At 74.4% G+C, this 19,459-nt stretch carries 20 protein-coding genes, 1 tRNA gene and 2 pseudogenes; 5 read left to right on the top strand and 18 right to left on the bottom strand.

Annotation, left to right across the window (positions count from 1 at the left end; translation table 11 throughout):
* Window positions 1–14 precede the first annotated feature (14 nt).
* On the bottom strand, window positions 15–839 hold the full coding sequence (locus GCU60_RS08495; protein ID WP_163204170.1) for a GNAT family N-acetyltransferase: 825 nt from the start codon (window positions 837–839) through the stop codon (window positions 15–17).
* A gap of 74 nt (window positions 840–913) precedes the next feature.
* On the opposite strand from GCU60_RS08495, the gene coaA reads away from it, so the two are divergent.
* On the top strand, window positions 914–1,915 hold the full coding sequence (gene coaA / locus GCU60_RS08500) for a type I pantothenate kinase (protein WP_345770488.1): 1,002 nt from the start codon (window positions 914–916) through the stop codon (window positions 1,913–1,915).
* A 206-nt stretch (window positions 1,916–2,121) separates the two neighbouring features.
* A complete protein-coding gene (locus GCU60_RS08505) occupies window positions 2,122–2,325 on the top strand; it encodes a DUF5999 family protein (protein ID WP_163204171.1) in 204 nt (67 codons plus the stop codon).
* 54 nt (window positions 2,326–2,379) lie between these two features.
* On the opposite strand, the gene gcvP is transcribed toward GCU60_RS08505, so the two are convergent.
* The 12 genes and pseudogenes from gcvP to GCU60_RS20235 form a co-directional block, all read right to left on the bottom strand.
* A complete protein-coding gene (gene gcvP / locus GCU60_RS08510) occupies window positions 2,380–5,376 on the bottom strand; it encodes an aminomethyl-transferring glycine dehydrogenase (RefSeq protein ID WP_345770489.1) in 2,997 nt (998 codons plus the stop codon).
* A 193-nt stretch (window positions 5,377–5,569) separates the two neighbouring features.
* Entirely contained in the window at window positions 5,570–6,145 is a 576-nt protein-coding gene (locus GCU60_RS08515; protein ID WP_104527461.1) for a MerR family transcriptional regulator, read from the bottom strand.
* A gap of 201 nt (window positions 6,146–6,346) precedes the next feature.
* On the bottom strand, window positions 6,347–6,838 hold the full coding sequence (locus GCU60_RS08520) for a bifunctional nuclease domain-containing protein (RefSeq protein ID WP_163204175.1): 492 nt from the start codon (window positions 6,836–6,838) through the stop codon (window positions 6,347–6,349).
* 114 nt (window positions 6,839–6,952) lie between these two features.
* Window positions 6,953–7,681: a MerR family transcriptional regulator gene (locus GCU60_RS08525; RefSeq protein WP_163204300.1), complete on the bottom strand. Its 729-nt coding sequence runs from the start codon at window positions 7,679–7,681 to the stop codon at window positions 6,953–6,955.
* A gap of 79 nt (window positions 7,682–7,760) precedes the next feature.
* Window positions 7,761–8,276 carry an oxoglutarate dehydrogenase inhibitor Odhl gene (gene odhI, locus GCU60_RS08530; RefSeq protein WP_163204177.1) on the bottom strand — a complete coding sequence of 172 codons (516 nt, stop codon included), beginning with the start codon at window positions 8,274–8,276 and terminating at the stop codon, window positions 7,761–7,763.
* Between the two features lie 259 nt (window positions 8,277–8,535).
* Window positions 8,536–8,958 (bottom strand): glycine cleavage system protein GcvH, encoded by a 423-nt coding sequence (gene gcvH, locus GCU60_RS08535; RefSeq protein ID WP_163204179.1) that lies wholly within the window; start codon window positions 8,956–8,958, stop codon window positions 8,536–8,538.
* A gap of 88 nt (window positions 8,959–9,046) precedes the next feature.
* Window positions 9,047–9,847 (bottom strand): DUF881 domain-containing protein, encoded by an 801-nt coding sequence (locus GCU60_RS08540; protein ID WP_163204181.1) that lies wholly within the window; start codon window positions 9,845–9,847, stop codon window positions 9,047–9,049.
* Window positions 9,844–10,176 carry a DUF1290 domain-containing protein gene (locus tag GCU60_RS08545; protein ID WP_163204183.1) on the bottom strand — a complete coding sequence of 111 codons (333 nt, stop codon included), beginning with the start codon at window positions 10,174–10,176 and terminating at the stop codon, window positions 9,844–9,846. The genes GCU60_RS08540 and GCU60_RS08545 overlap by 4 nt, the downstream gene beginning before the upstream one ends.
* Before the next feature lie 4 nt (window positions 10,177–10,180).
* Window positions 10,181–11,089, bottom strand: a complete 909-nt coding sequence (locus GCU60_RS08550; protein WP_163204185.1) for a DUF881 domain-containing protein — start codon at window positions 11,087–11,089, stop codon at window positions 10,181–10,183.
* The gene (locus GCU60_RS08555) at window positions 11,086–11,685 is read right to left on the bottom strand and encodes a CDP-alcohol phosphatidyltransferase family protein (protein WP_345770490.1); all 600 of its coding nucleotides are present in this window, start codon (window positions 11,683–11,685) and stop codon (window positions 11,086–11,088) included. Before GCU60_RS08555 ends, GCU60_RS08550 begins: the two co-directional genes overlap by 4 nt.
* A gap of 216 nt (window positions 11,686–11,901) precedes the next feature.
* Window positions 11,902–13,974 carry an elongation factor G-like protein EF-G2 gene (locus GCU60_RS08560; protein WP_163204187.1) on the bottom strand — a complete coding sequence of 691 codons (2,073 nt, stop codon included), beginning with the start codon at window positions 13,972–13,974 and terminating at the stop codon, window positions 11,902–11,904.
* 184 nt (window positions 13,975–14,158) lie between these two features.
* Window positions 14,159–14,686 (bottom strand): annotated as a pseudogene (locus GCU60_RS20235) (DUF2243 domain-containing protein).
* Window positions 14,687–14,741: 55 nt separating this feature from the next.
* On the opposite strand from GCU60_RS20235, the gene GCU60_RS08570 reads away from it, so the two are divergent.
* The gene (locus GCU60_RS08570; protein ID WP_163204189.1) at window positions 14,742–14,942 is read left to right on the top strand and encodes a hypothetical protein; all 201 of its coding nucleotides are present in this window, start codon (window positions 14,742–14,744) and stop codon (window positions 14,940–14,942) included.
* 164 nt (window positions 14,943–15,106) lie between these two features.
* Here the strand turns inward: GCU60_RS08570 and GCU60_RS08575 are convergent.
* From GCU60_RS08575 to GCU60_RS08595, 5 genes are all read right to left on the bottom strand, one after another.
* A tRNA-Pro gene (locus GCU60_RS08575) sits at window positions 15,107–15,180 on the bottom strand.
* Window positions 15,181–15,265: 85 nt separating this feature from the next.
* Entirely contained in the window at window positions 15,266–16,612 is a 1,347-nt protein-coding gene (gene der, locus GCU60_RS08580; RefSeq protein ID WP_163204191.1) for a ribosome biogenesis GTPase Der, read from the bottom strand.
* Entirely contained in the window at window positions 16,609–17,298 is a 690-nt protein-coding gene (gene cmk / locus GCU60_RS08585; RefSeq protein ID WP_163204193.1) for a (d)CMP kinase, read from the bottom strand. The genes der and cmk overlap by 4 nt, the downstream gene beginning before the upstream one ends.
* A 29-nt stretch (window positions 17,299–17,327) precedes the next feature.
* Complete coding sequence (gene aroH / locus GCU60_RS08590) at window positions 17,328–17,690, bottom strand: chorismate mutase (protein ID WP_163204195.1); 363 nt, start codon at window positions 17,688–17,690, stop codon at window positions 17,328–17,330.
* A gap of 130 nt (window positions 17,691–17,820) precedes the next feature.
* On the bottom strand, window positions 17,821–18,825 hold the full coding sequence (locus GCU60_RS08595) for a helix-turn-helix transcriptional regulator (RefSeq protein WP_163204197.1): 1,005 nt from the start codon (window positions 18,823–18,825) through the stop codon (window positions 17,821–17,823).
* A 125-nt stretch (window positions 18,826–18,950) separates the two neighbouring features.
* On the opposite strand from GCU60_RS08595, the pseudogene GCU60_RS22065 reads away from it, so the two are divergent.
* Window positions 18,951–19,259, top strand: a pseudogene (locus tag GCU60_RS22065) (DUF664 domain-containing protein); the annotation flags it as partial.
* Window positions 19,150–19,446: a DUF664 domain-containing protein gene (locus GCU60_RS21555; protein ID WP_345770494.1), complete on the top strand. Its 297-nt coding sequence runs from the start codon at window positions 19,150–19,152 to the stop codon at window positions 19,444–19,446. The pseudogene GCU60_RS22065 and the gene GCU60_RS21555, both read left to right, overlap by 110 nt.
* Window positions 19,447–19,459: the final 13 nt, after the last annotated feature.

The raw sequence follows: 19,459 nt of genomic DNA on the forward strand, positions 1-19,459 counted from the left end.
CGGCGCCGGGGGCCTCAGACCTCCGGCGCCGGCAGCTCCGCGACCCCGGTGGTCGCGATCCGGGCGAAGCCGATGCGCTCGTACACCCGGGCGACGTCGTCGTCCCCGGCGGCGAGGAACACCAGGTCGGCGGTCTCCTGGGCGTGGGCGACGAGCGCCGACACCAGCCCGGCGCCCAGTCCGCGGCCGCGCAGCCGGGGCAGGGTCGCCACCCCCACGATCTCGCTGACCTGCGAGTCGTCGTCGATGTCGATCGGCTGGTGGGACCCGACGGCCACCGGCTCGCCGTCCTCCATCGCCACCATCATCACGGTGCGGCCGTCGGCGATCCGCTCGCGCAGCACGGCGGTGCGCGCAGCGGCCTCGGCCGCCGTGTCCACGGGCGCCTCCCCCACGTCGGCGGCCCCGCCCGGGTGGGCGAAGGCGATGGCCGCGACCCGCTGGTAGTCGGCCAGGGCCGGGTCGTCGGCGCCGACCAGGAACAGCCGCACACCGCTCGGCAGCACGAGGTCGACGGGGTCGTCGGCCACCAGCAGGGGCAGGTCCTCCACCGGCATGCCGGCCGCGCGGGCGGCGGCCGCCACCTCCGGGGAGCACTCGGGGATCCACTCCAGCGCCGCGGGCAGGCCCGCCGCCTGCTGCAGGGCGATCGCTGCCCGCACGTCGGCGACGGTCACCGGGGCACCGTCGCCGTCGCGGCGCGGGCGTGCCGGATAGGGCCAGGCCGGATCGGCGAGGGGCACGTCGAGCGCGCCGGCGCGCTCGACGCGGGCGTCCGGCAGCGGGGCGACGGCGAAGTAGCGCTCGATGCACTCGAGCAGTCCCGGGCGGGAAGGCACGGCACGACCCTAGACGTGCTGCGCCGTCCCGGGGCCCGCGCACCGCCCCGGGACGGCCGGCCACACCCTCGCGGGTGACCCGCACGCACGTCCGCGGCGGGCGGGACGGCACGATGGTCGCCGTGACGGCTGGGACGCGTGGCTCCATCTCGCCCTACGCGGTGTTCGACCGGGATTCCTGGCGGGCACTGGCGGCGGGTTCCCAGCTGCCCCTGGACGAGGCCGATCTCGCGGACCTGGCGTCCCTGGGCGACCGGATCGACCTCGACGAGGTCGCCACCGTCTACCTGCCCCTCGCCCGGCTGCTGGACCTGCACGTCACCGCCAGCCGCCGGCTGTGGGCCGCGCAGAGCGAGTTCCTCGGCGACTCCACGGCCAAGGTGCCCTTCGTCGTCGCCGTCGCCGGCAGCGTCGCCGTCGGCAAGAGCACGACCTCGCGGCTGCTGCAGACCCTGCTCGCCGCCGGCCCCGGCTCGCCCCGCGTCGACCTGGTCACCACCGACGGGTTCCTGCTGCCCAACGCCGTGCTGGAGGAGCGGGGGCTGCTCGGGCGCAAGGGCTTCCCGGAGAGCTACGACCGGCGGGCGCTGCTGCGGTTCCTCGCCGACGTGAAGTCCGGCCGCGAGGAGGTCTTCGCGCCGGTCTACGACCACCAGTCCTACGACATCGTCCCCGGCGGGGTGCAGGCCGTGGACCGGCCCGACATCCTGGTCGTCGAGGGCCTCAACGTGCTGCAGGCCGGCCGCCGCCAGGACGGGTCGGCGCCGGAGGTTTTCCTCTCGGACTTCTTCGACTTCTCCGTCTACGTCGACGCCTCCGAGGCCGACATCCAGCGCTGGTACGTGGAGCGCTTCCTGGCGCTGCGCCGGACGGCGTTCCAGGACAGCGACGCCTACTTCCACCGCTTCGCCGGCCTGACCGACGACCAGGCGCGGGAGACCGCGCTGGACATCTGGTCGGCGGTGAACGGCCCGAACCTGCGGGACAACATCGCCCCCACGCGCTCGCGTGCCCGGCTGGTGCTGCAGAAGGCGACCGACCACTCGGTGCGCCGGGTGCTGCTGCGCAAGCTCTGAGCGGGCGCGACACGCCGTCCCCACCGGCCGACCCACGCGGCGGCGCGTGTCGCCATGGCAGGAAGTGACGACCCCTTCGGGTGATCAGGTGACCTGGATCACGTGACCTCGACCCCCCGACGTGCCGACACTAGGGATGTCGCGTAAGCGGCCATGTACTGCCAGTGATTGGCCGGCTTCCTCCCGGCCGAACGGATGTGATCGCCATGTGTGCCCACCGCACCCCCTGTCCAGAGCCGACCAGCGAGGCGCGCGACCTCGCCGCCGTGGTCCGCAGCCACCCCGAGCAGGGCTGGCGGCTGCTGTGCAACGGCGTCGTCCTCTTCGACGACGACGGCGAGCTGCTGCCCGACGGCAGCGCCGTCGTTGACCACCACGTGTGGCTGGCCCCGGAGCTCGCCAGCGCCTGAGCACGACCGTTCCCCCGCCCGTCCGTCGCGGGCGGGGGACGCCGGACCGCTGAGCTAGACCCCGGCGCCCACGACGTCGGCCGCGGTGCCCAGGTCGTCCGGCGCGCCCTCGGCCCGGTCCGGCACGGCCCCCGGCCCCTCCTGCGGGTCGGCGAACGCCTCCGGCGGCGGGCACGAGCAGACCAGGTTGCGGTCGCCGTAGGCCTGGTCGATCCGCCGCACGGGGCTCAGGTAGCCCCGGCCGCGCAGCGCCGGCAGCGGATGGACCGCCTCGCTGCGCGGATAGGGCCGGTCCCACTCCCCCGCCACCATCGCCAGCGTGTGCGGCGCGTTCCGCAGCGGGTTGTCCGTCCGGTCGAACTCCCCCGTCGCCACCTTCTCGATCTCGCCGCGGATGTGCACCATCGCGTCGACGAACCGGTCGAGCTCGGCCAGGTCCTCGCTCTCGGTGGGCTCCACCATCAGCGTCCCGGCGACCGGGAAGCTCATCGTCGGGGCGTGGAGCCCGAAGTCGATCAGCCGCTTGGCGATGTCGTCGTTGGTGATGCCGGTGGCCTTGGTGAGCGGCCGGATGTCGAGGATGCACTCGTGGGCCACGAGCCCGTCGGCGCCGGTGTAGAGCACCGGGTAGTGCTCCCGCAGGCGGGTGGCGAGGTAGTTGGCACCCAGGATGGCGTGCTGGGTGGCCCGGGTCAGCCCGTCGGGACCCATGAGGCGCAGGTAGGCCCAGGAGATCGGCAGGATGTCCGCCGAGCCCCACGGCGCCGCCGACACCGGTCCGGGGCCGGTCTCGGGCCCGGCGGGCACCACCGGGTGGTTGGGCAGGAACGGCACCAGGTGCTCCCGGACGCCGATCGGGCCGACGCCCGGTCCACCGCCCCCGTGCGGGATGCAGAACGTCTTGTGCAGGTTCAGGTGGCTGACGTCGGAGCCGAAGCGGCCGGGCCGGGCCAGGCCCACCATCGCGTTGAGGTTGGCGCCGTCGACGTACACCTGACCGCCGGCGTCGTGCACCGCGCCGCAGATCTCCTGGATGTCGGTCTCGAACACCCCGTGCGTCGACGGGTAGGTGATCATGAGCGCGGCCAGGCGCTCGGCGTGCTGGAAGACCTTCGCGTGCAGCTCGGCGAGGTCGACGTTGCCCGCCTGGTCGCAGGCGACCACGACCACCCGCATGCCGGCCATGACGGCGCTGGCGGCGTTCGTGCCGTGCGCCGAGCTCGGGATCAGGCAGACGTCGCGCTGGTCGTCCCCGCGGGACCGGTGGTACCCGCGGATGGCCAGCAGGCCGGCGAACTCGCCCTGGGACCCGGCGTTGGGCTGCACGCTGACCGCCGCGTAGCCGGTGATCTCGGCGAGCGCGGCGCACAGCTCGTCGATCAGCTGCGCGTAGCCACGGGCCTGGTCCGCCGGGACGAACGGGTGGAGGTTCGCGAACTCCGGCCAGGTGATGGCGGCCATCTCGGTCGCGGCGTTGAGCTTCATGGTGCACGAGCCCAGCGGGATCATCGTGCGGTCCAGCGCCAGGTCCTTGTCCGACAGGGCGCGGAGGTAGCGCATCATCGCCGTCTCCGAGCGGTGCGCGGAGAAGACCGGGTGGGTGAGGAAGGGCGTGCGCCGCCGCAGGTCCGCGGGCAGGGCGTCCGCGCCGTCGTCGTCGAGCCCCGCCTCGTCCGCGGTCACCCCGAAGGACTCCGCGACCGATCGCAGGACGGCCGGCGTCGTCGTCTCGTCGCAGGCGACTGCCACCGTGTCGGCGTCCACCGGTCGCAGGTTGATCCGGCGGGCGGCAGCGGCGTCGACGACGTCGGCGGCACGGCCGGGCACCCGGACCTGGATCGTGTCGAAGTAGGAGTCGTGCACCAGCCGCAGCCCACCGGCGGTCAGCCATCCGGCCAGGGTGGTGGCGCTGCGGTGCACCCGCGCCGCGATCGCCGCCAGCCCCTCGGGACCGTGGTAGACCGCGTAGGCACCGGCCATGACCGCCAGCAGGACCTGGGCGGTGCAGATGTTGCTGGTGGCCTTCTCCCGGCGGATGTGCTGCTCGCGCGTCTGCAGCGCCAGCCGGTAGGCGACGTCGCCGTCGGCGTCCACCGAGACGCCCACCAGCCGGCCGGGCAGCTGCCGGGCCAGCCCCTCGCGGACCGACAGGTAGCCGGCGTGCGGGCCGCCGAAGCCCATGGGGACGCCGAAGCGCTGCGTGGTGCCGCAGGCGACGTCGGCCCCCCACTCCCCCGGCGCCTCGAGCAGCGTCAGGGCCAGCAGGTCCGCGGCCACGACGACGGACGCGCCGGCCTCGTGCGCGGCGGCGGCCAGCGCCCCGTGGTCCCGCACGGCGCCGCTGGCACCCGGGTAGGACAGCAGCACCCCGAAGGCGCCCGCCTCGGGCAGGTCGGCCGGCCAGCCCCGCGAGAGGTCGGTGACGTGCAGCCGGATGCCCAGGGGCTCCGCGCGGGTCCGCAGCACGCCGAGGGTCTGCGGCAGGGTGTCGGCGTCGACGACGAAGACCGCGTCCGGGGCCGCCCTCCCGGCGCGCCGGACCAGGGTCATCGCCTCCGCCGCGGCGGTCGCCTCGTCGAGCATCGACGCGCCGGCGACAGGCAGGCCGGTCAGGTCCGCGACCATGGTCTGGAAGTTGATCAGGGCCTCGAGCCGGCCCTGGCTGATCTCGGGCTGGTAGGGCGTGTAGGCGGTGTACCAGGCCGGGTTCTCCAGGACGCCGCGCTGGATCACCGGCGGGGTGGTGGTGCCGGAGTAGCCCAGGCCGATCATCGAGGTGAAGACCTGGTTGGCCGACGCGCGCTCGCGCAGCAGGGCCAGCACCGCGGCCTCGTCCTCGGCGGGCGGCAGGGCCAGCGGCCGGCGGTCCCGGACGGCCTCCGGGACGCAGGCGTCGACCAGCGACTCCAGCGACGGATGACCGACGACGGCCAGCATCCGGGCCGTCTCGTCGGGGCGGGGCCCGATGTGCCGGCCGGCGAAGGATCCGGCGGTGTCCAGCGACATCAGGGAGGGCAACGGGCCGGCGAGCGGCGGAGGGGTCTCCCCCACCAGCTCACCTACGGCCCCGGGAGGGTCCACCATTCGACCGACGCTACCAGCGACATTTGTCGCATACGGGCGCGGCGGTCAGCTCGATCCCGGGGCGTCTCGGGCGGGGCAGGGCCCGGGCACGCGGACGGTCCCGACCCCGCAGGGGGGCCGGGACGTGGGCGGGCCGCCGGGGGCCGGGAGGACGTCGAGGTCAGGCGGTCGCGGCGCGGCGACGACGGCGCATGGAGAGCTCGTCGTCCGACGGCACGACCTGGCCACCGTCGATGCGCTCGGCCGGCAGCTCGGCCAGCTCGCCGGACAGCTCGCGCAGCGCGCCGGAGACGGCGATGCCGAAGACGCCCTGGCCGCCGGCCAGCAGGTCCACGACCTCCTCCGCGGAGGTGCACTCGTAGACGGTGGCGCCGTCGGAGAAGAGCGTGACGTTGGCCAGCTCCTTCACCCCGCGCTGGCGGAGGTGGTCGACGGCCTTGCGGATGTTCTGCAGGGAGACGCCGGTGTCCAGCAGCCGCTTGACGACCTTCAGCACCAGGATGTCGCGGAAGGAGTACAGACGCTGGGTGCCCGAGCCGGTGGCGCTGCGCACCGACGGGGCCACCAGACCGGTGCGGGCCCAGTAGTCCAGCTGGCGGTAGGTGATCCCGGCAGCGGCGCAGGCGGTCGGGCCGCGGTAACCGACCAGGTCGGTGTCGACCTCGTCGTACTGCGGCGCCCCGACGGCGGCGTCGCTGAACAGCTGACCCTGGGAGCCGTTGCTCTGGTCGCTCACGTCCAGCGTCCTCCTCTGTCCCACCGCGTCAGCGGCAGGTCGACGGTCCATCTCCCGGGGAACCCAGGAGTCACACCGCTGTTGTCCGCCGACGGTAAGCCGGGCCAGGATGCCGGTCAACTGAGCGAGGCGGCGTGTCGCCACACCTGCCCCATTTCGGGTGATGGTCCGGCGGCGCCTGCCGATAGGAACCTGTTGGGCTCAGGTCGGGCCGCCACCGGAGCCGGAGCCGGCGCCGAAGTCCTCCGGCGAGATCTGGTCGAGGAACTCGCGGAACTTCTCGACCTCGTCCTCCTGCTCGTCGGGGATCTCGATCCCCACCTCGTCGAGCAGGTCGTCGGCGCCGAAGATCGGCGCGCCGGTGCGCACCGCGAGGGCCACCGCGTCGGAGGGCCGGGCGCTGACCACTCGCTCGTCGCCGAACACCAGCTCGGCGATGTAGATGCCGTCGCGCATCTCCGTGATGTTGACCGCCTCGAGCTCCGCACCCAGGGTGCGCACGACCTCCCGCAGCAGGTCGTGGGTCATCGGGCGGGCCGGGCGGACCCCCTGCTGCTCGAAGGCGATGGCGGCCGCCTCGACGGCGCCGATCCAGATGGGCAGGTAGCGCTCACCCTGCGTCTCCTTGAGCAGCAGGATGGGCTGGTTGCCCGGCAGTTCGACGCGGACGCCGACGACTCGAAGCTCCTGCACGGTGCGGCTCCTCGGCTGCGGCCCGGGGGGCGGGCGGGGACGGTCTGGACAGGCGGCCGGTCACTGTCGGGCCGTCGGACGGCCCGGACGGCGACGGGTCCACGGTACGCCCGCTCAGGGGCGCAGGAGGTCCCGCAGGCGCGTCTCGAGCAAGGCGGTGTGCAACTGCGCCGACAGCGCCGCGAGCTCGCCCAGCTTCTCGGTGGCGCGCGTGCGCGCCTCCTCCGAGCGGGCCCGCAGGACCGGCGCGACGAGCTGCTCGACGAGCCCGGCCTCGCGCTCCACCGCACTGCGGTAGACGCGCAGGTGCCGGGGCTCGATGCCGTGCCTGGCCAGCCCAGCGGCCGCCCGCGCGATCGGCAGGTCGCCGGCCGGGTGGCGCCCGTCGGCGTCGGTGGAGAGCAGGCCGAACTGCACGCAGTCGGCGAGCTGCTCGGGCTCCAGCCCGGCCGCTCGGGCGAACTGCTCCGGGGTCAACGGGGCCTCGCCGGGCTCCCCCGTCGACTCCGGGGGCGGCGGCGACGCGGGCACCGCGCCGGGCAGCGGCTCGCCGCGGTCCAGCGCGTCCAGGTGGTCCTTGATCACCCGCAACGGCAGGTAGTGGTCCCGCTGTGCCGTCAGCACGTAGCGCAGCCGGCTCACGTCGGCCTGGGAGAACTTGCGGTACCCCGACGGCGTGCGCTGCGGGTGGACCAGGTCCTCGGACTCCAGGTAGCGGATCTTGCTGATCGTCACGTCGGGGAAGTCGTCGCGAAGAACGGCCAGCACCTCGCCGATGGTCAGGCGTGGCGTGTGCTGACCGGCGGCGTCCCCGAGCGCACGTTCGCGCTCGGGCACCACCATCACGCCCCTCTCTCGCCGGGACGCCGTCTCCGGGTCCCGGTCCGCGCTCCCCGACTGCGGAGGATCGCCGGACGGTCCACTAGCGAGCGGCCGGCTCGCCGGTGCGCGGGCCGGTGAGGTACACGAGCCGGAACTTGCCGATCTGCACCTCGTCGCCACCGGCCAGGTTCGCCACGTCGACCGGCTCACGGTTGACGTAGGTGCCGTTGAGGCTGCCGACGTCGTGCACCGAGAAGCCACCGCCCTCGCGGTGGAACTCGACGTGCCGGCGGCTCACCGTGACGTCGTCGAGGAAGATGTCGCTGTCGGGGTGGCGACCGGCGGTCGTCACGTCCTGGTCGAGCAGGAACCGGCTGCCGGCGTTGGGGCCGCGCTTGACCACCAGCAGCGCCGACCCGGCGGGCAGCGACTCGACGGCACCGGCGTGCGCGTCGGGGGTCTCGGTGGCCTCCGGCTGCTCGCCGGAGTCGTCGCCACCGACCTTGGGGATCACGCTCGTCGACTCGCCGATGCGCTCGGGAGAGAGCGCCGAGCCGCACTGCGCGCAGAAGCGACTGCCCTCGGGGTTCTCGTGGCCACAGCGAGTGCAGTGCACGTTGCGTCTCCTCCGGTGCGAGGGGCCCGCCGCGGGCCTCGGTACGGGCCGCGGGCGGCCGGCGGACGGTGGGCCAGTCAGCCCTCCGTGGTCGGCCGCCGCGGGAGCGGCGGACCGTGGGTCATGGAACCAGCCGGTCGGCCCGAGGGTCAACCGGACGTGCAGTGTGGGACGAACGGGTTTCCCGCAGGTGACCCCGCGGATCGCCCCTCCGCGATCATAGTGAGCCCCGCCAGGAGTCAGCCTCCCGGCGGCCCGGTCACCGACCGTCGAGCAGCGCCTGGTAAGCGGCCGCGTCGAGCAGTTGTCCGACCGGGTCCCCACCCTCCCCCGGAACGGCGATGTCGACCAGCCAGCCGTCCCCGTAGGGGTCGGAGTTCACGGTCTCGGGGGCGTCGGCCAGCCGCTCGTTGACCGCGGTGACCGTGCCGGCGACCGGCGCGTAGAAGTCCGACACGCTCTTGGTGGACTCCACCTCCCCGATGGCCGTCCCCGGCGCCACCTCGGCGCCGACCTCGGGCAGCTGGACGAAGACGATGTCGCCCAGCGCGTCCTGGGCGTGGTCGGTGATGCCGATCCGGACGACGATCCCTGCTCCCGCAGTGGCCGAGGCGCCGTCGGCGCCCTGGACCAGCGCCCATTCGTGCTGGTCGGTGTAGCGGCGGTCGTCGGGCGAGCTCATCGTCGATCGTCTCCTGGTGCGGGAATGGAACGGCGTCGGCGCAGGGGCGCGCCTCGAGCGGAGCGAGAGGTGGGGGCCGTCGAGGTCCTCACTCGGTGTCGGGCGAAGCGTATTGAGGGCGGTCGAGCGGTCGCAACGCGTCCACGACCACCAGGTCGGACTGGGTGATCTGCACGGAGCCGCCGCGGCCCTCCACGAGCTGCACGACCCCGCCGGGGATGTTCATCGCCGTCGCCATGTTCTGCGGCTCGCCGATGACGACGAACTCGTAGGGGGACGTGAGCGCGGTGCCGTCGACCCGCAGGTTCCCCGGCTTTCCGGTCACGGCGGTCGACAGCCCGATCCGGATGCCGTCGACCTGCATGGTCTCCGCCCCCGCCCCCCGCAGCTCCTGGACGACCTCGATGAGGTCGGTGACCCGCACGTCCCCCGAGGGGTCGCGGACGGTGAGCGTCATCCCCTCGCCCTGGGCGGGGAGCGTGCCGTTGAGGATGCCGAGGGCCTGGGCACGGCGCCGCGCCTCCTCGAGCGCGGTGCCGGTGCGGCTCCCGGACCCGTTGAGCTCCTGCAGGGCCGACCGCTGCTCGGAGAGTTGCTGGCGGAGCCGGTCCTCGCGCAGGTTGAGCTCGTCGAGGATGCGCACGAGGTCCTCCTCCCGCGCGCCGGCGAGCACTTCCGCCTCGTCGGCGTTGCGCACCTGCACGGCCAGGGCGAACCCGAGCGCCAGCGTCAGCACGCCGATGAGCGCGGCCGCGACCAGGTCCAGCCGCCGGCGGGCGTTGCGCGGCGCCGCCCGGGCCGTCGCCGGCTCGGGGGACGCCTCCGGGGACGCCGGCTCCGGCGCCACCCGCTCCGGCTCGGGCGTCGCCGCCGGTCCCGGCCCGGTCATGCGCGGAAGATGTGCCGTCGGATGGCCGCGGCGTTGCCGAAGATGCGGATGCCCAGGACCACGACCACCGCCGTCGACAGCTGGGCGCCCACCCCCAGCTGGTCGCCCAGGAAGACGATGAGCGCGGCCACCACCACGTTCGAGACGAACGAGATGACGAACACCTTGGCGTCGAAGATGCCGTCCAGCCGGGCCCGGAAGCCGCCGAAGACGGCGTCGAGCGCGGCGACCACCGCGATCGGCAGGTAGGGCTGCAGCCACAGGGGGACCGTGGGGTCGAAGACCAGCCCGAGGAGCACGCCCGCCGCGAGTCCGAGGATCGGGATCACGGGGTCAGCCTCCGGGGGTGGGGTCGGTGCCGGGGTCCCGGCGGGTGTCCAGCGGTTCGGCGGAGCGCAGCTCGGGTGAGCCGGCTGCGGGCAGGGACAGCTCGTCCTCCTTGGCGAAGTCGAACCGGAGGCCGAAGTTGATCGAGTCCTCGGCGAGGGCCCGGATCTGCGGATTGAGGATGAACGCCGCGGCGAGCGCGTCGGGGTCGCCGATCGCGCTGACCTCGTAGGGGTTGGTGACCGGTCGGAAGTCGACGAGCACCGCCTCCCCGGCGAACCGGATGGCGCTGGTGGGACCCAGCCGCTGCCGGTTGATGCTGATCGCCTCGGCGCCCGCCGCCCACAGGGCGTTGACGACCCGCTGCAGGTCGCCGTCCTGGATCCGGCCGCGGGGATCGGCCGTGGCGGTCCCTCCGCCCACGGGGTCGTCATCGGCCTCGGCCTCGGCGTTGGCGAGCGTGACCAGCAGGCCGGGCCCGGTGACCGGGACGGCGCCGGTGCCCTGCTCGGCACGCGCGAGCGCGTCCAGCGCCCGCTGTCCCACCGCGGTCGCGGCCAGGAGGTCGTCGCTGGTCCGGCTGACCTCCACGCGGAGGTCCTCCAGCTGCGCGGCGAGCTCGTCGCTGAGCTCGGACCGATCCTGGATGTCGCCCACCAGCGCGGAGCGGATCTCCTGCCGGCCCTGCTGCTTGGCCGCGGCCTGGTCGTAGGTGACGGCCACGAGCAGGCCCGCCACCGCCATCGTCAGCGCGACGAGCACCTGCCCACCGCGGCGGGGGGCGTCCTGCTCCCCGCGGGCGGCCCGCGCCTCGGCGGCCTGCGCGTAGGCCGGGTCGAGCGTCTCGGCGAGCACGTCGTCGAGCAGCGAGGCGCCCAGCGAGCGGACCCCACCGGGTGGGCGGTCGGCGGTCACGCGCGGCTCGCCGACCGGGCGGAGCGCTCGGCCGCGACGATCCCGACGACCTGCACGACGTAGAAGGCGCCGGCCAGCAGGTACAGCGCGGTTCCCCAGATGGTGAACGCCCACGCGAACGGCGCGGCGATGGTGGCCAGCAGGCTGTCGCCGTCGGCCAGCAGCAGGCCGGGGAAGGCGTAGAGGAGCAGGAACGTGGCGGCCTTGCCCAGGTAGTGCACCTGGAGCGGCGGATAGCCGTAGGCCCGCAGCACCAGCAGCATCACGCCCAGGACGAGCTCCCGGCCGAGCAGCAGCAGCACCAGCCACACCGGGATGAAGTCGCGCAGCGCCAGCGCGATCAGCGTGGAGACGATGTAGAGCCGGTCGGCTGCGGGGTCCAGCAGCGCGCCGAGGCGGCTGCCCTGGTCCAGCCAGCGGGCGATCTTGCCGTCGGCCCAGTCGGAGATGCCCGCGGCCATCAGCACGAGCATCGCCCAGAGGTCCTCCTCGGGTCCGAGCAGGAGCCACAGGAAGAGCGGCACGCCGAGCAGCCGGAGGACCGACAGCGCGTTCGGCACGGTCCAGATCCGGTCGGGCAGGTCCTCGCGGTCCACGACCCGTGGGGCGCCTACGCCGTCCCCGGGTACGGATGGGGGCGCCGACGGCCCGTTCGACGACGTCACGACTCCTCCAGCCCCTGCACCAGCGCGTCCGAGGCTAGCCGAAGGACCCCGTCCCCCTCACCGCGCGCATGCTCACGGCGAGCCTCTGGACGGGACCGCCCCGCCCTCACCACTCGACGCTGCGCGGCGGGTCCGGTCCGCCGCCGCTCAGGCCGGGGCGAGGGTCGCCGGCGCCGGCTCGTAGCCCAGCGGACGCCGGTCGAAGCAACCCGTGCCGTGGCTGACCGAGCGCAGCACCCCCGGATAGCCGAGCAGCTCCACCTCCGGCACCTCGGCGCGCACCGTGACGCGGTCCCGCTCGGGGTCGGCCTCGCTCCCGGTGACGCGGGCGCGCCGCGCGGACAGGTCGCTCATCACCGCCCCGACGTACTCGCCCGGCACCCGCACCTCGACCTCGCACCACGGCTCGAGCACCCGGGTGCCCACGGCCGTCGCCAGCTCCCGCAGGGCCAGGGCCCCGGCGGCCTGGAAGGCGGCGTCGGAGGAGTCCACCGAGTGCGCCTTGCCGTCGACCAGCGTCACGTGGACGTCGACGACGGCGCGGTCTCCGTGCACCCCGCGCTCGGCCTGCGCGCGGATCCCCTTCTCCACGCTCGCGTGGTACTGGGCCGGGACGGTGCCGCCCACGATCCGCTGGTCGAAGACCACGCCCGAGCCCGGCGGCCCGGGCCGGCCTTCCACGACCACCACCGCGTACTGGCCGTGGCCCCCGGACTGCTTGACGTGCCGGCCGGTCACCCGAGCCGGTCCGCACAGGGTCTCCACGAGCGGTACCCGGACCGGCACCGTCGTCACCCCCACCCCGTGCCGGGTCCGCAGCCGGTCGAGCAGCACCTCCGCGTGCCCCTCTCCCACGCACCACAGCAGCAGCTGACCGGTCTCCGGCCGTCGCTCGAGACGCAGGGTGGGGTCCTCGGCCACGAGCCGGGACAGCGCCGTGGCCATGCGGTCCTCGTCGGCGTGGGAGGCGGCCTCCACCGCGACCGGCAGCTGCGGCACCGGCAGCTCCCAGGCCGGCACCAGCCGCGGGTCCCCCGGCGAGCTCAGGGTGTCACCTGTCTCCGCCGTCGTCAGCCGCGCCACCGCGCAGATGTCCCCTGCCGGGCAATGGCTCACCGGCCGCAGCGCGGCGCCCAGCGGGGCCGACAGCACACCGATCCGCTCGTCGCTGTCGTGGTCGGGATGGCCCCGATCGGCGAGGCCGTGACCGGACACGTGCACGGCGACGTCGGGCCGCAGCGTGCCGGAGAAGACGCGGACCAGCGACACCCGCCCCACGTAGGGGTCGGTCGTCGTCCGGACCACCTCGGCCACCAGCGGCCCGTCGGGATCGCAGGACAGCGGCGGTGCGGGTGAGCCGTCGGGACGGGTGACCGGCGGGCAGCCGTGCTCCATCGGGCAGGGAAAGGCCGAGACCAGCAGGTCGAGCAGCTCCTCGGTGCCCACGCCTGTGAGCGCGGAGACGCAGAGCACCGGGTGGAAGTGCCCCCGCGCGACGGCGGTCTCCAGGTCGGTGACCAGGTCGGGCAGGGACAGGGCGTCACCGGCGAGGTAGCGCTCCATCAGCGTCTCGTCCTCGCTCTCTCCGATGATGCCCTCGATGAGCTCGGCACGGAGCCGGTCGGCGTCCGGGGCGCCCGCGGTCTCCCCGGGGGGCTCGAGGAGGGAGAGGAGCCCTCGCGCGGCGCCGTCGGGGCCCCGGTCGACCAGGTGCATGGGGTAGACCCCCTCCCCCAGCATCAGCTGGCAGAGCCGCACCGCCTCGTCCACGTCGGCCCGTGGCCGGTCGATCTGAGTGAGCACCACGGCGCGCGGCATGCCGACGGCGGCGCACTCCTCCCAGAGCGCGAGGGTGCCGGCGTCCATGCCGCCCAGGGCGGAGACGACGAACAGCGCGCTGTCGGCCGCCCGCAGGCCGGCGCGCAGCTCGCCCACGAAGTCCGGGGACCCAGGGGTGTCCAGCAGGGTGATCCGGTGGTCCGCGCGCTCGACGGTCGCGACGCCGAGGGAGACCGACCGCTGCTGCCGGACCTCGATCTCCTCGCTGTCCAGGCACGTCGTGCCGTCCTCCACACGGCCCGCCCGGGGCACGGCGCCGGTGGCGGCCAGCAATGCCTCGGCGAGCGTGGTCTTGCCCGCACCGGAGTGGCCGACGAGCGCCACGTTGCGCACCCGCTGGGCCGGTCGCGGTGCCGGAGCCTGCGGCAGATCCCTCCCCATGGCCGCTCAGCCCTGGCCGGCCGGCGTCACGGCCGGCGTCGGACGTTGTCGGGACGGAGCGGCGACGATGCGCTCGGCGTGGACGTCCACGGTGCCTCCCGGGGGCGGTGATGTGGTCTGCGTCACAGCCTGCCGCGTGGGTGCGCCGCCCGACAAGACCCGGCGCCCCGCTCACCGCGCCCGCTCACCCTGCTCGCGCGGCCGCTCTCGCCGCCATCCGGGCCACACCACGGCGGTGCAGCAGCCAGCCGCCTCCGATCAGCAGCACCCCGAGACCCAGGAAGCCGAGATCCCAGCTCAGTGGTGCGCCGAGGTCGTCGCGCACGTGGTGGACGCCGAGGAGCTGGTGGTCGATCAGCCCCTCGACGAGGTTGAAGATCCCCCAGCCGACGAGGACGAGCCCGATGTGGAAGCTCCAGCTGGGTGCGATCCGCCCCTGGCGTCAGGAGACGATCGCGGTGACGGTGCCGGCGAAGGCCAGCACCCAGGTGGCGAGGTGGAAGAAGCCGTCGGCGACGGTGTTGATCTCCAGCCCGGCGAGGGTGGTCGGTTCCCGCCCCTCGACGGAGCTGAGCATGTGGTGCCACTGCAGGATCTGGTGCAGCACGATGCCGTCGACGAACCCGCCGAAGCCCAGCCCGTAGAGCAGCCCCGTCGCCCGGGAGGGCAACCGCTGCGGGCTGCCGGCTGTCGGATCCAGTCGCTGCGCCATGCCGCTGCGCTACCCCGTCGCCGCCGCCGCACGCCCGCGTCGCATGCTGGAGGGCATGAGCTCCGATCACGCGGCCGGCCGCGACCAGGCCACCGGGCAGGCACACGCGGTCCTGCGCTCCACGGCCGATCTCCCGGCACCGTGGGCCGCGCTCTGCGGGGCGCCGGTCGGCGTCGTCCAGGGCAGGTGGGACGGACCACGGGGCACCGGATCGGCCGACCCCTGCCCCGAGTGCCTCCGGCTCGCCGTCGGCTGACCGGGCCCCGTCCTCGATGAGCGTCGTGCGTTCGTCGACCGGGCCGCCTCGTTGTTGGGGATAACGGTTCTGGGACCCGCAGCGCGGGGGTCGAGGACGGCTGCCCCCCGGGAACGCAGCAGGGGCCGTTCCCGGATGTCCGGGAACGGCCCCTGACCACTCTGTCGGGCTGACAGGATTTGAACCTGCGACCCCCTGACCCCCAGTCAGGTGCGCTACCAAGCTGCGCTACAGCCCGCACGCCGCACGCCTGCCGGGAAACCCCCGGGCCGCGCGGCCGCCCCGGAAGATTACCGCACGTCCGGAGCCGGCCTCGACGGTGGTCAGCCGCGCTTGGCGTCCTTGTCCCGGCCCTCGCGGACCTTCACCGAGATCTCGATCGGCGAGCCGGCGAAGCCCCACTGCTCGCGCAGCTTGCGCGTCAGGAACCGGCGGTAGCCGGCCTCCAGGAAGCCGGTGGAGAAGACGACGAACCGCGGCGGCCGGACGTCGGCCTGCGTGACGTACTTGATCTTCGGAGCGCGACCACCGCGGGCCGGCGGCGGCGTCTCCTGCACCAGCGCGCGGACGAACGTGTTCAGCTCCGCCGTCGGCACGCGGGTCTCCCACGACGCGATCGCGGCGCGCAGGTGGTCGGCCAGCTTGCCGACGCCCCGGCCGGTGGAGGCCGAGATGTTGACCCGCGTGGCCCACTTCACGTGCGCGAGGTCGCGGTCGATCTCCCGCTCGAGCTGGGCGTGCCGGTCCTCGTCGAGGGTGTCCCACTTGTTGAAGGCCAGCACCAGCGCGCGGCCGGCGTCCACGACCTGGGTGATGACCCGCTGGTCCTGCTCGCTGATGACCTCGTCGGCGGCCAGCAGGACGACGCAGACCTCGGCGGCCTGGATGGCTGCCTCGGTGCGGAGGCTGGCGTAGTACTCCATGCCGCTGGCGGTGTTGACCTTGCGGCGCAGGCCGGCGGTGTCGACGAACCGCCACTCCTCGCCACCGAGGCTGACGATCGAGTCGACCGGGTCGACGGTGGTGCCGGCGACGGAGTCGACGACCGAGCGCTCCTCCTTGGCCAGCCGGTTGATCAGGCTGGACTTGCCGACGTTGGGCCGGCCGACGAGCGCGACCCGGCGCGGGCCGCCCTCCTCCAGCTGCTCGCGGGGCGCGGTGGGCATCGCCTCGAGGACGAGGTCGAGCAGGTCGCCGCTGGAGCGGCCGTGCAGCGCGCTGACCGGCTGCGGCTCCCCCATGCCGAGGCTCCACAGCTCGGCGGCGTTGGCCTCGCTGCGCTCGTCGTCGACCTTGTTGGCCACGAGGATCACCGGCCGGTCGCTGCGCCGCAGGATGCGGGCAGCCGCCAGGTCGGTGTCGGTGGCGCCGACCTGGCTGTCGACGACGAAGACGATGACGTCGGCCGTCTTCATCGCGTACTCGGCCTGCCGGCTGATCGCCCCGCCCAGCCCGGCCGCCTTCGGGTCCCAGCCGCCGGTGTCGACGACGGTGAACCGCTTGCCGTTCCACAGCGCCTCGTAGCTGATCCGGTCGCGCGTGACCCCCGGTACGTCCTGCACGACGGCGGCGCGGCGGCCGAGGAACCGGTTGACCAGCGTCGACTTGCCGACGTTCGGCCGACCGACGATCGCGACGACCGGCAGCGGGCCGGTGCTCTCCTCGGTCATGCCTGCCTCCCGGCGGGAACGGTCGACGTGGCCAGCTCGACGACGCGGTCCACGACGCCCTGCTGGTCCAGGTCGGTGCTGTCGACGACGACGGCGTCGGCGGCCGGGCGCAGCGGGCTGTCGGCTCGGCTGCTGTCGAACTCGTCGCGGCGGCGCAGGTCGGCGGCGAGCACGGCCACCTCGTCCGGCGCGGTGATGGCGAGCTGGCCGGCGCGACGCTGTGCCCGCGCCTCCGGGCTCGCGGTCAGGTAGATCTTCACCGTGGCGTCGGGCAGCACGACGGTGCCGATGTCCCGGCCCTCCACGACCACCGCGTCGGCCGAGCCGACCAGCGAGCGCTGCTGGTCGACGAGCTGCCGGCGCACGGCGGGCACCGCCGAGACGGCGGACACCGCGCGGGTGACCTCGACGCCGCGGATCCGGGTGGCGACGTCGACGCCGTCGACGCGGACCGTCTCGGTGGCCGCGTCGGTGCCGACCTCGATGCGGGAGGCGGCCACGGTGCGGGCCACCGCCTCGGCGTCGGCGGGGTCGACACCGGCGTCGAGCACCGCGACGGTGGCCGCCCGGTACATCGCGCCGGTGTCGAGGTAGGCCGCACCCAGGCGGGCGGCGACGCCGCGCGCCACGCTGGACTTGCCGGTGCCCGACGGTCCGTCGAGGGTCACCTGGCCTCGGAAGGTCATCTGCTCACTCACTGCTCTCTCGGGTGCGCTCACTGCGCGATGTCCCTGCGCAGCGCGACCGCGCCCCGCAGGTAGACGTGCTGGATGTCGGGGCGGGCCTTCGGTGTCTCGGCGTGCGCCATGAGCCGCAGCACCCGCGGGAGGGCGTGCGGCACCGCGATCTCCGTGGCGCACATGAGCGGCACGTCACCAAGGCCCAGCTCCCGCGCGGCCAGCGCCGGGAACTCCGAGACGAGGTCGGGGGTGGCCGTGAACAGGATGCTGATCAGGTCCTCGGGGTCCAGGCCGTTGCGGTCCATGACCGTCCGCACCAGCTCACGGGTCGCCTCGAGCACCTGCTCGCGATCGTCGGCCTCGACCTGGGTCGCGCCTCGGATGGCTCGGACGGCCATGCACTCTCCTCGTTCGGCAATGCCACACGACGCCTCCGCGGTCGCTCCGCTCCTCGCTCGTTCCTCACTGCGATGCTCACGACCTGTCGGCTCCGTCGGCACGCCGGATCGCCGGGTGCCTCGGACGAGTCTAGGTAGCGTCCGCCACCGGCCTCCCCCCTCCGGGTCGGTCGCCCGACTCCTCCCCCGCTGCCGCCAGCCGACGACCCAGCTCGCGAGCCGCCTCCCGCAGCTCCGGGCAGCGCACGATCCGGTACGGCACGGGCAGCACCACCAGCTGCTCCGCGTACCAGACCGGGTTGCTGGTGCTGCCCAGCACGCGGGCCCGGTCGCGGTCCACGGCCTCCACGCGGCCCATCGCCGGCGGCAGCCACCGCGGGACCACCTCGGCCGGCGCGTCCACGACCACCTCGACCTCGAACTCCCAGCCCACGGACAGGTGCACCTCCAGGTCCCGGACGGGGTCCAGGTCCTCGGGGGGCACGACCGCCGCGTCGAGCAGCACGACGTGGCCGATGCGGTCGACCCGGTAGGCGCGGCGGGCGCCGGCGCCGTGCGACCAGCACAGCAGGTACCAGCGTCCGTGCCGCACCACCAGCGCCCACGGGTCGACGTCGAGCTCCCGTCCGGACGACCCCGCGGCCGACCGGTAGCCGATCCGGACGGCCCGCCGCGCGGCGCACGCCTCGACGAGGGCGGCGGTCGTGCCGGGGTCGGGCCGGACCGCGGCCCGGTCCGGGGCCGCGGTCGTCGTCCGCCGCACCGCCTCCACCTGCGCCGAGAGCCGCTCCGGCAACGAGCGCACGATCTTGCCCAGCGCGCTGCCGACGTGGGCCGTCGGGTCGTCGGCCGCGTGGTGGCCGTCGAGCACCGCCATGACCAGTCCCAGCGCCTCGTCCGCGGTGAAGACGAGGGGCGGTGGCCGGTGCCGTCGCCCGAGGCGGTACCCGCCGTAGGGCCCGCGCACCGACTCCACGGGGACGCCCGCCTCGCGCAAGATGGCGACGTAGCGGCGCGCGGCTCGCTCGGTGACGCCCAACGCAGCGGCCAGCCCACCGGCCGTCACGCCCGGCCGGCTCTGGATGCACTCCAGGGCCAGCAGCGCGCGTGCGGTCGGGCTCGTCTCGGCAGGCATGGCAACCTCTCGCCCAGAACCGGCAGTAGATCGTCCGGAATGGACCCTAGCGTCGCGGCATGACCGACGACACCCATCTGGACACCGCCGTCACCGAGCCCGGCCCGGACGCCGGCGAGGCAGAGATGCTGCTCTTCGCGCTGGACCGCTCCCGGGCGCAGTTCGCCTGGAAGGCGGGGAACCTCGACGCGGCCTCCCTCCACCGGCCCGCTCCCCCGTCGGCCATGACGCTCGCCGGCCTCCTCAAGCACCTGGCCTGGGTCGAGGAGAGGTACGCCATCGACGTCACGGGCCGTCCGCCCGGCGAACCGTGGCGCTCGGTGGATTGGGACGCCGACCCCACGTGGGACTGGCGGTCGGCGGCCGAGGACGGCCCCGCGGAGCTGTACGCCCTCTGGCGCGGAGCCGTGCAGCGCTCCCGGGCGGCCTGGACGGCGGCGCTGGAGGCCCGGGGGTCTCGACCGGCCGGCGTCGTTCACCACCGACGCCGGCGGCCGGTCCCCTGTGCTGCGACGGATCCTGGTCGACCTGCACGACGAGTACGCCCGCCACGTCGGCCACGCGGACCTGCTCCGCGAGGCGGTCGACGGACTCGTGGGCGAGGACCCACCCCAGGGATGAGCCGGATGGTCCG

The organism is Blastococcus saxobsidens, from assembly GCF_010682065.1.
GTDB lineage: Bacteria > Actinomycetota > Actinomycetes > Mycobacteriales > Geodermatophilaceae > Blastococcus > Blastococcus saxobsidens_B.

Coding starts and splice junctions, on each gene's coding strand:
- GCU60_RS08505 (WP_163204171.1), top strand. CDS start 2,122: ATGTGTGCCCACCGCACCCCCTGTCCAGAGCCGACCAGCGAGGCGCGC.
- GCU60_RS08570 (WP_163204189.1), top strand. CDS start 14,742: ATGAGCTCCGATCACGCGGCCGGCCGCGACCAGGCCACCGGGCAGGCA.
- aroH (WP_163204195.1), bottom strand. CDS start 17,690: ATGGCCGTCCGAGCCATCCGAGGCGCGACCCAGGTCGAGGCCGACGAT.
- GCU60_RS08525 (WP_163204300.1), bottom strand. CDS start 7,681: ATGGTGGTGCCCGAGCGCGAACGTGCGCTCGGGGACGCCGCCGGTCAG.
- cmk (WP_163204193.1), bottom strand. CDS start 17,298: ATGACCTTCCGAGGCCAGGTGACCCTCGACGGACCGTCGGGCACCGGC.
- gcvH (WP_163204179.1), bottom strand. CDS start 8,958: ATGAGCTCGCCCGACGACCGCCGCTACACCGACCAGCACGAATGGGCG.
- GCU60_RS08595 (WP_163204197.1), bottom strand. CDS start 18,825: ATGCCTGCCGAGACGAGCCCGACCGCACGCGCGCTGCTGGCCCTGGAG.
- GCU60_RS08540 (WP_163204181.1), bottom strand. CDS start 9,847: ATGACCGGGCCGGGACCGGCGGCGACGCCCGAGCCGGAGCGGGTGGCG.
- GCU60_RS08560 (WP_163204187.1), bottom strand. CDS start 13,974: ATGGGGAGGGATCTGCCGCAGGCTCCGGCACCGCGACCGGCCCAGCGG.
- der (WP_163204191.1), bottom strand. CDS start 16,612: ATGACCGAGGAGAGCACCGGCCCGCTGCCGGTCGTCGCGATCGTCGGT.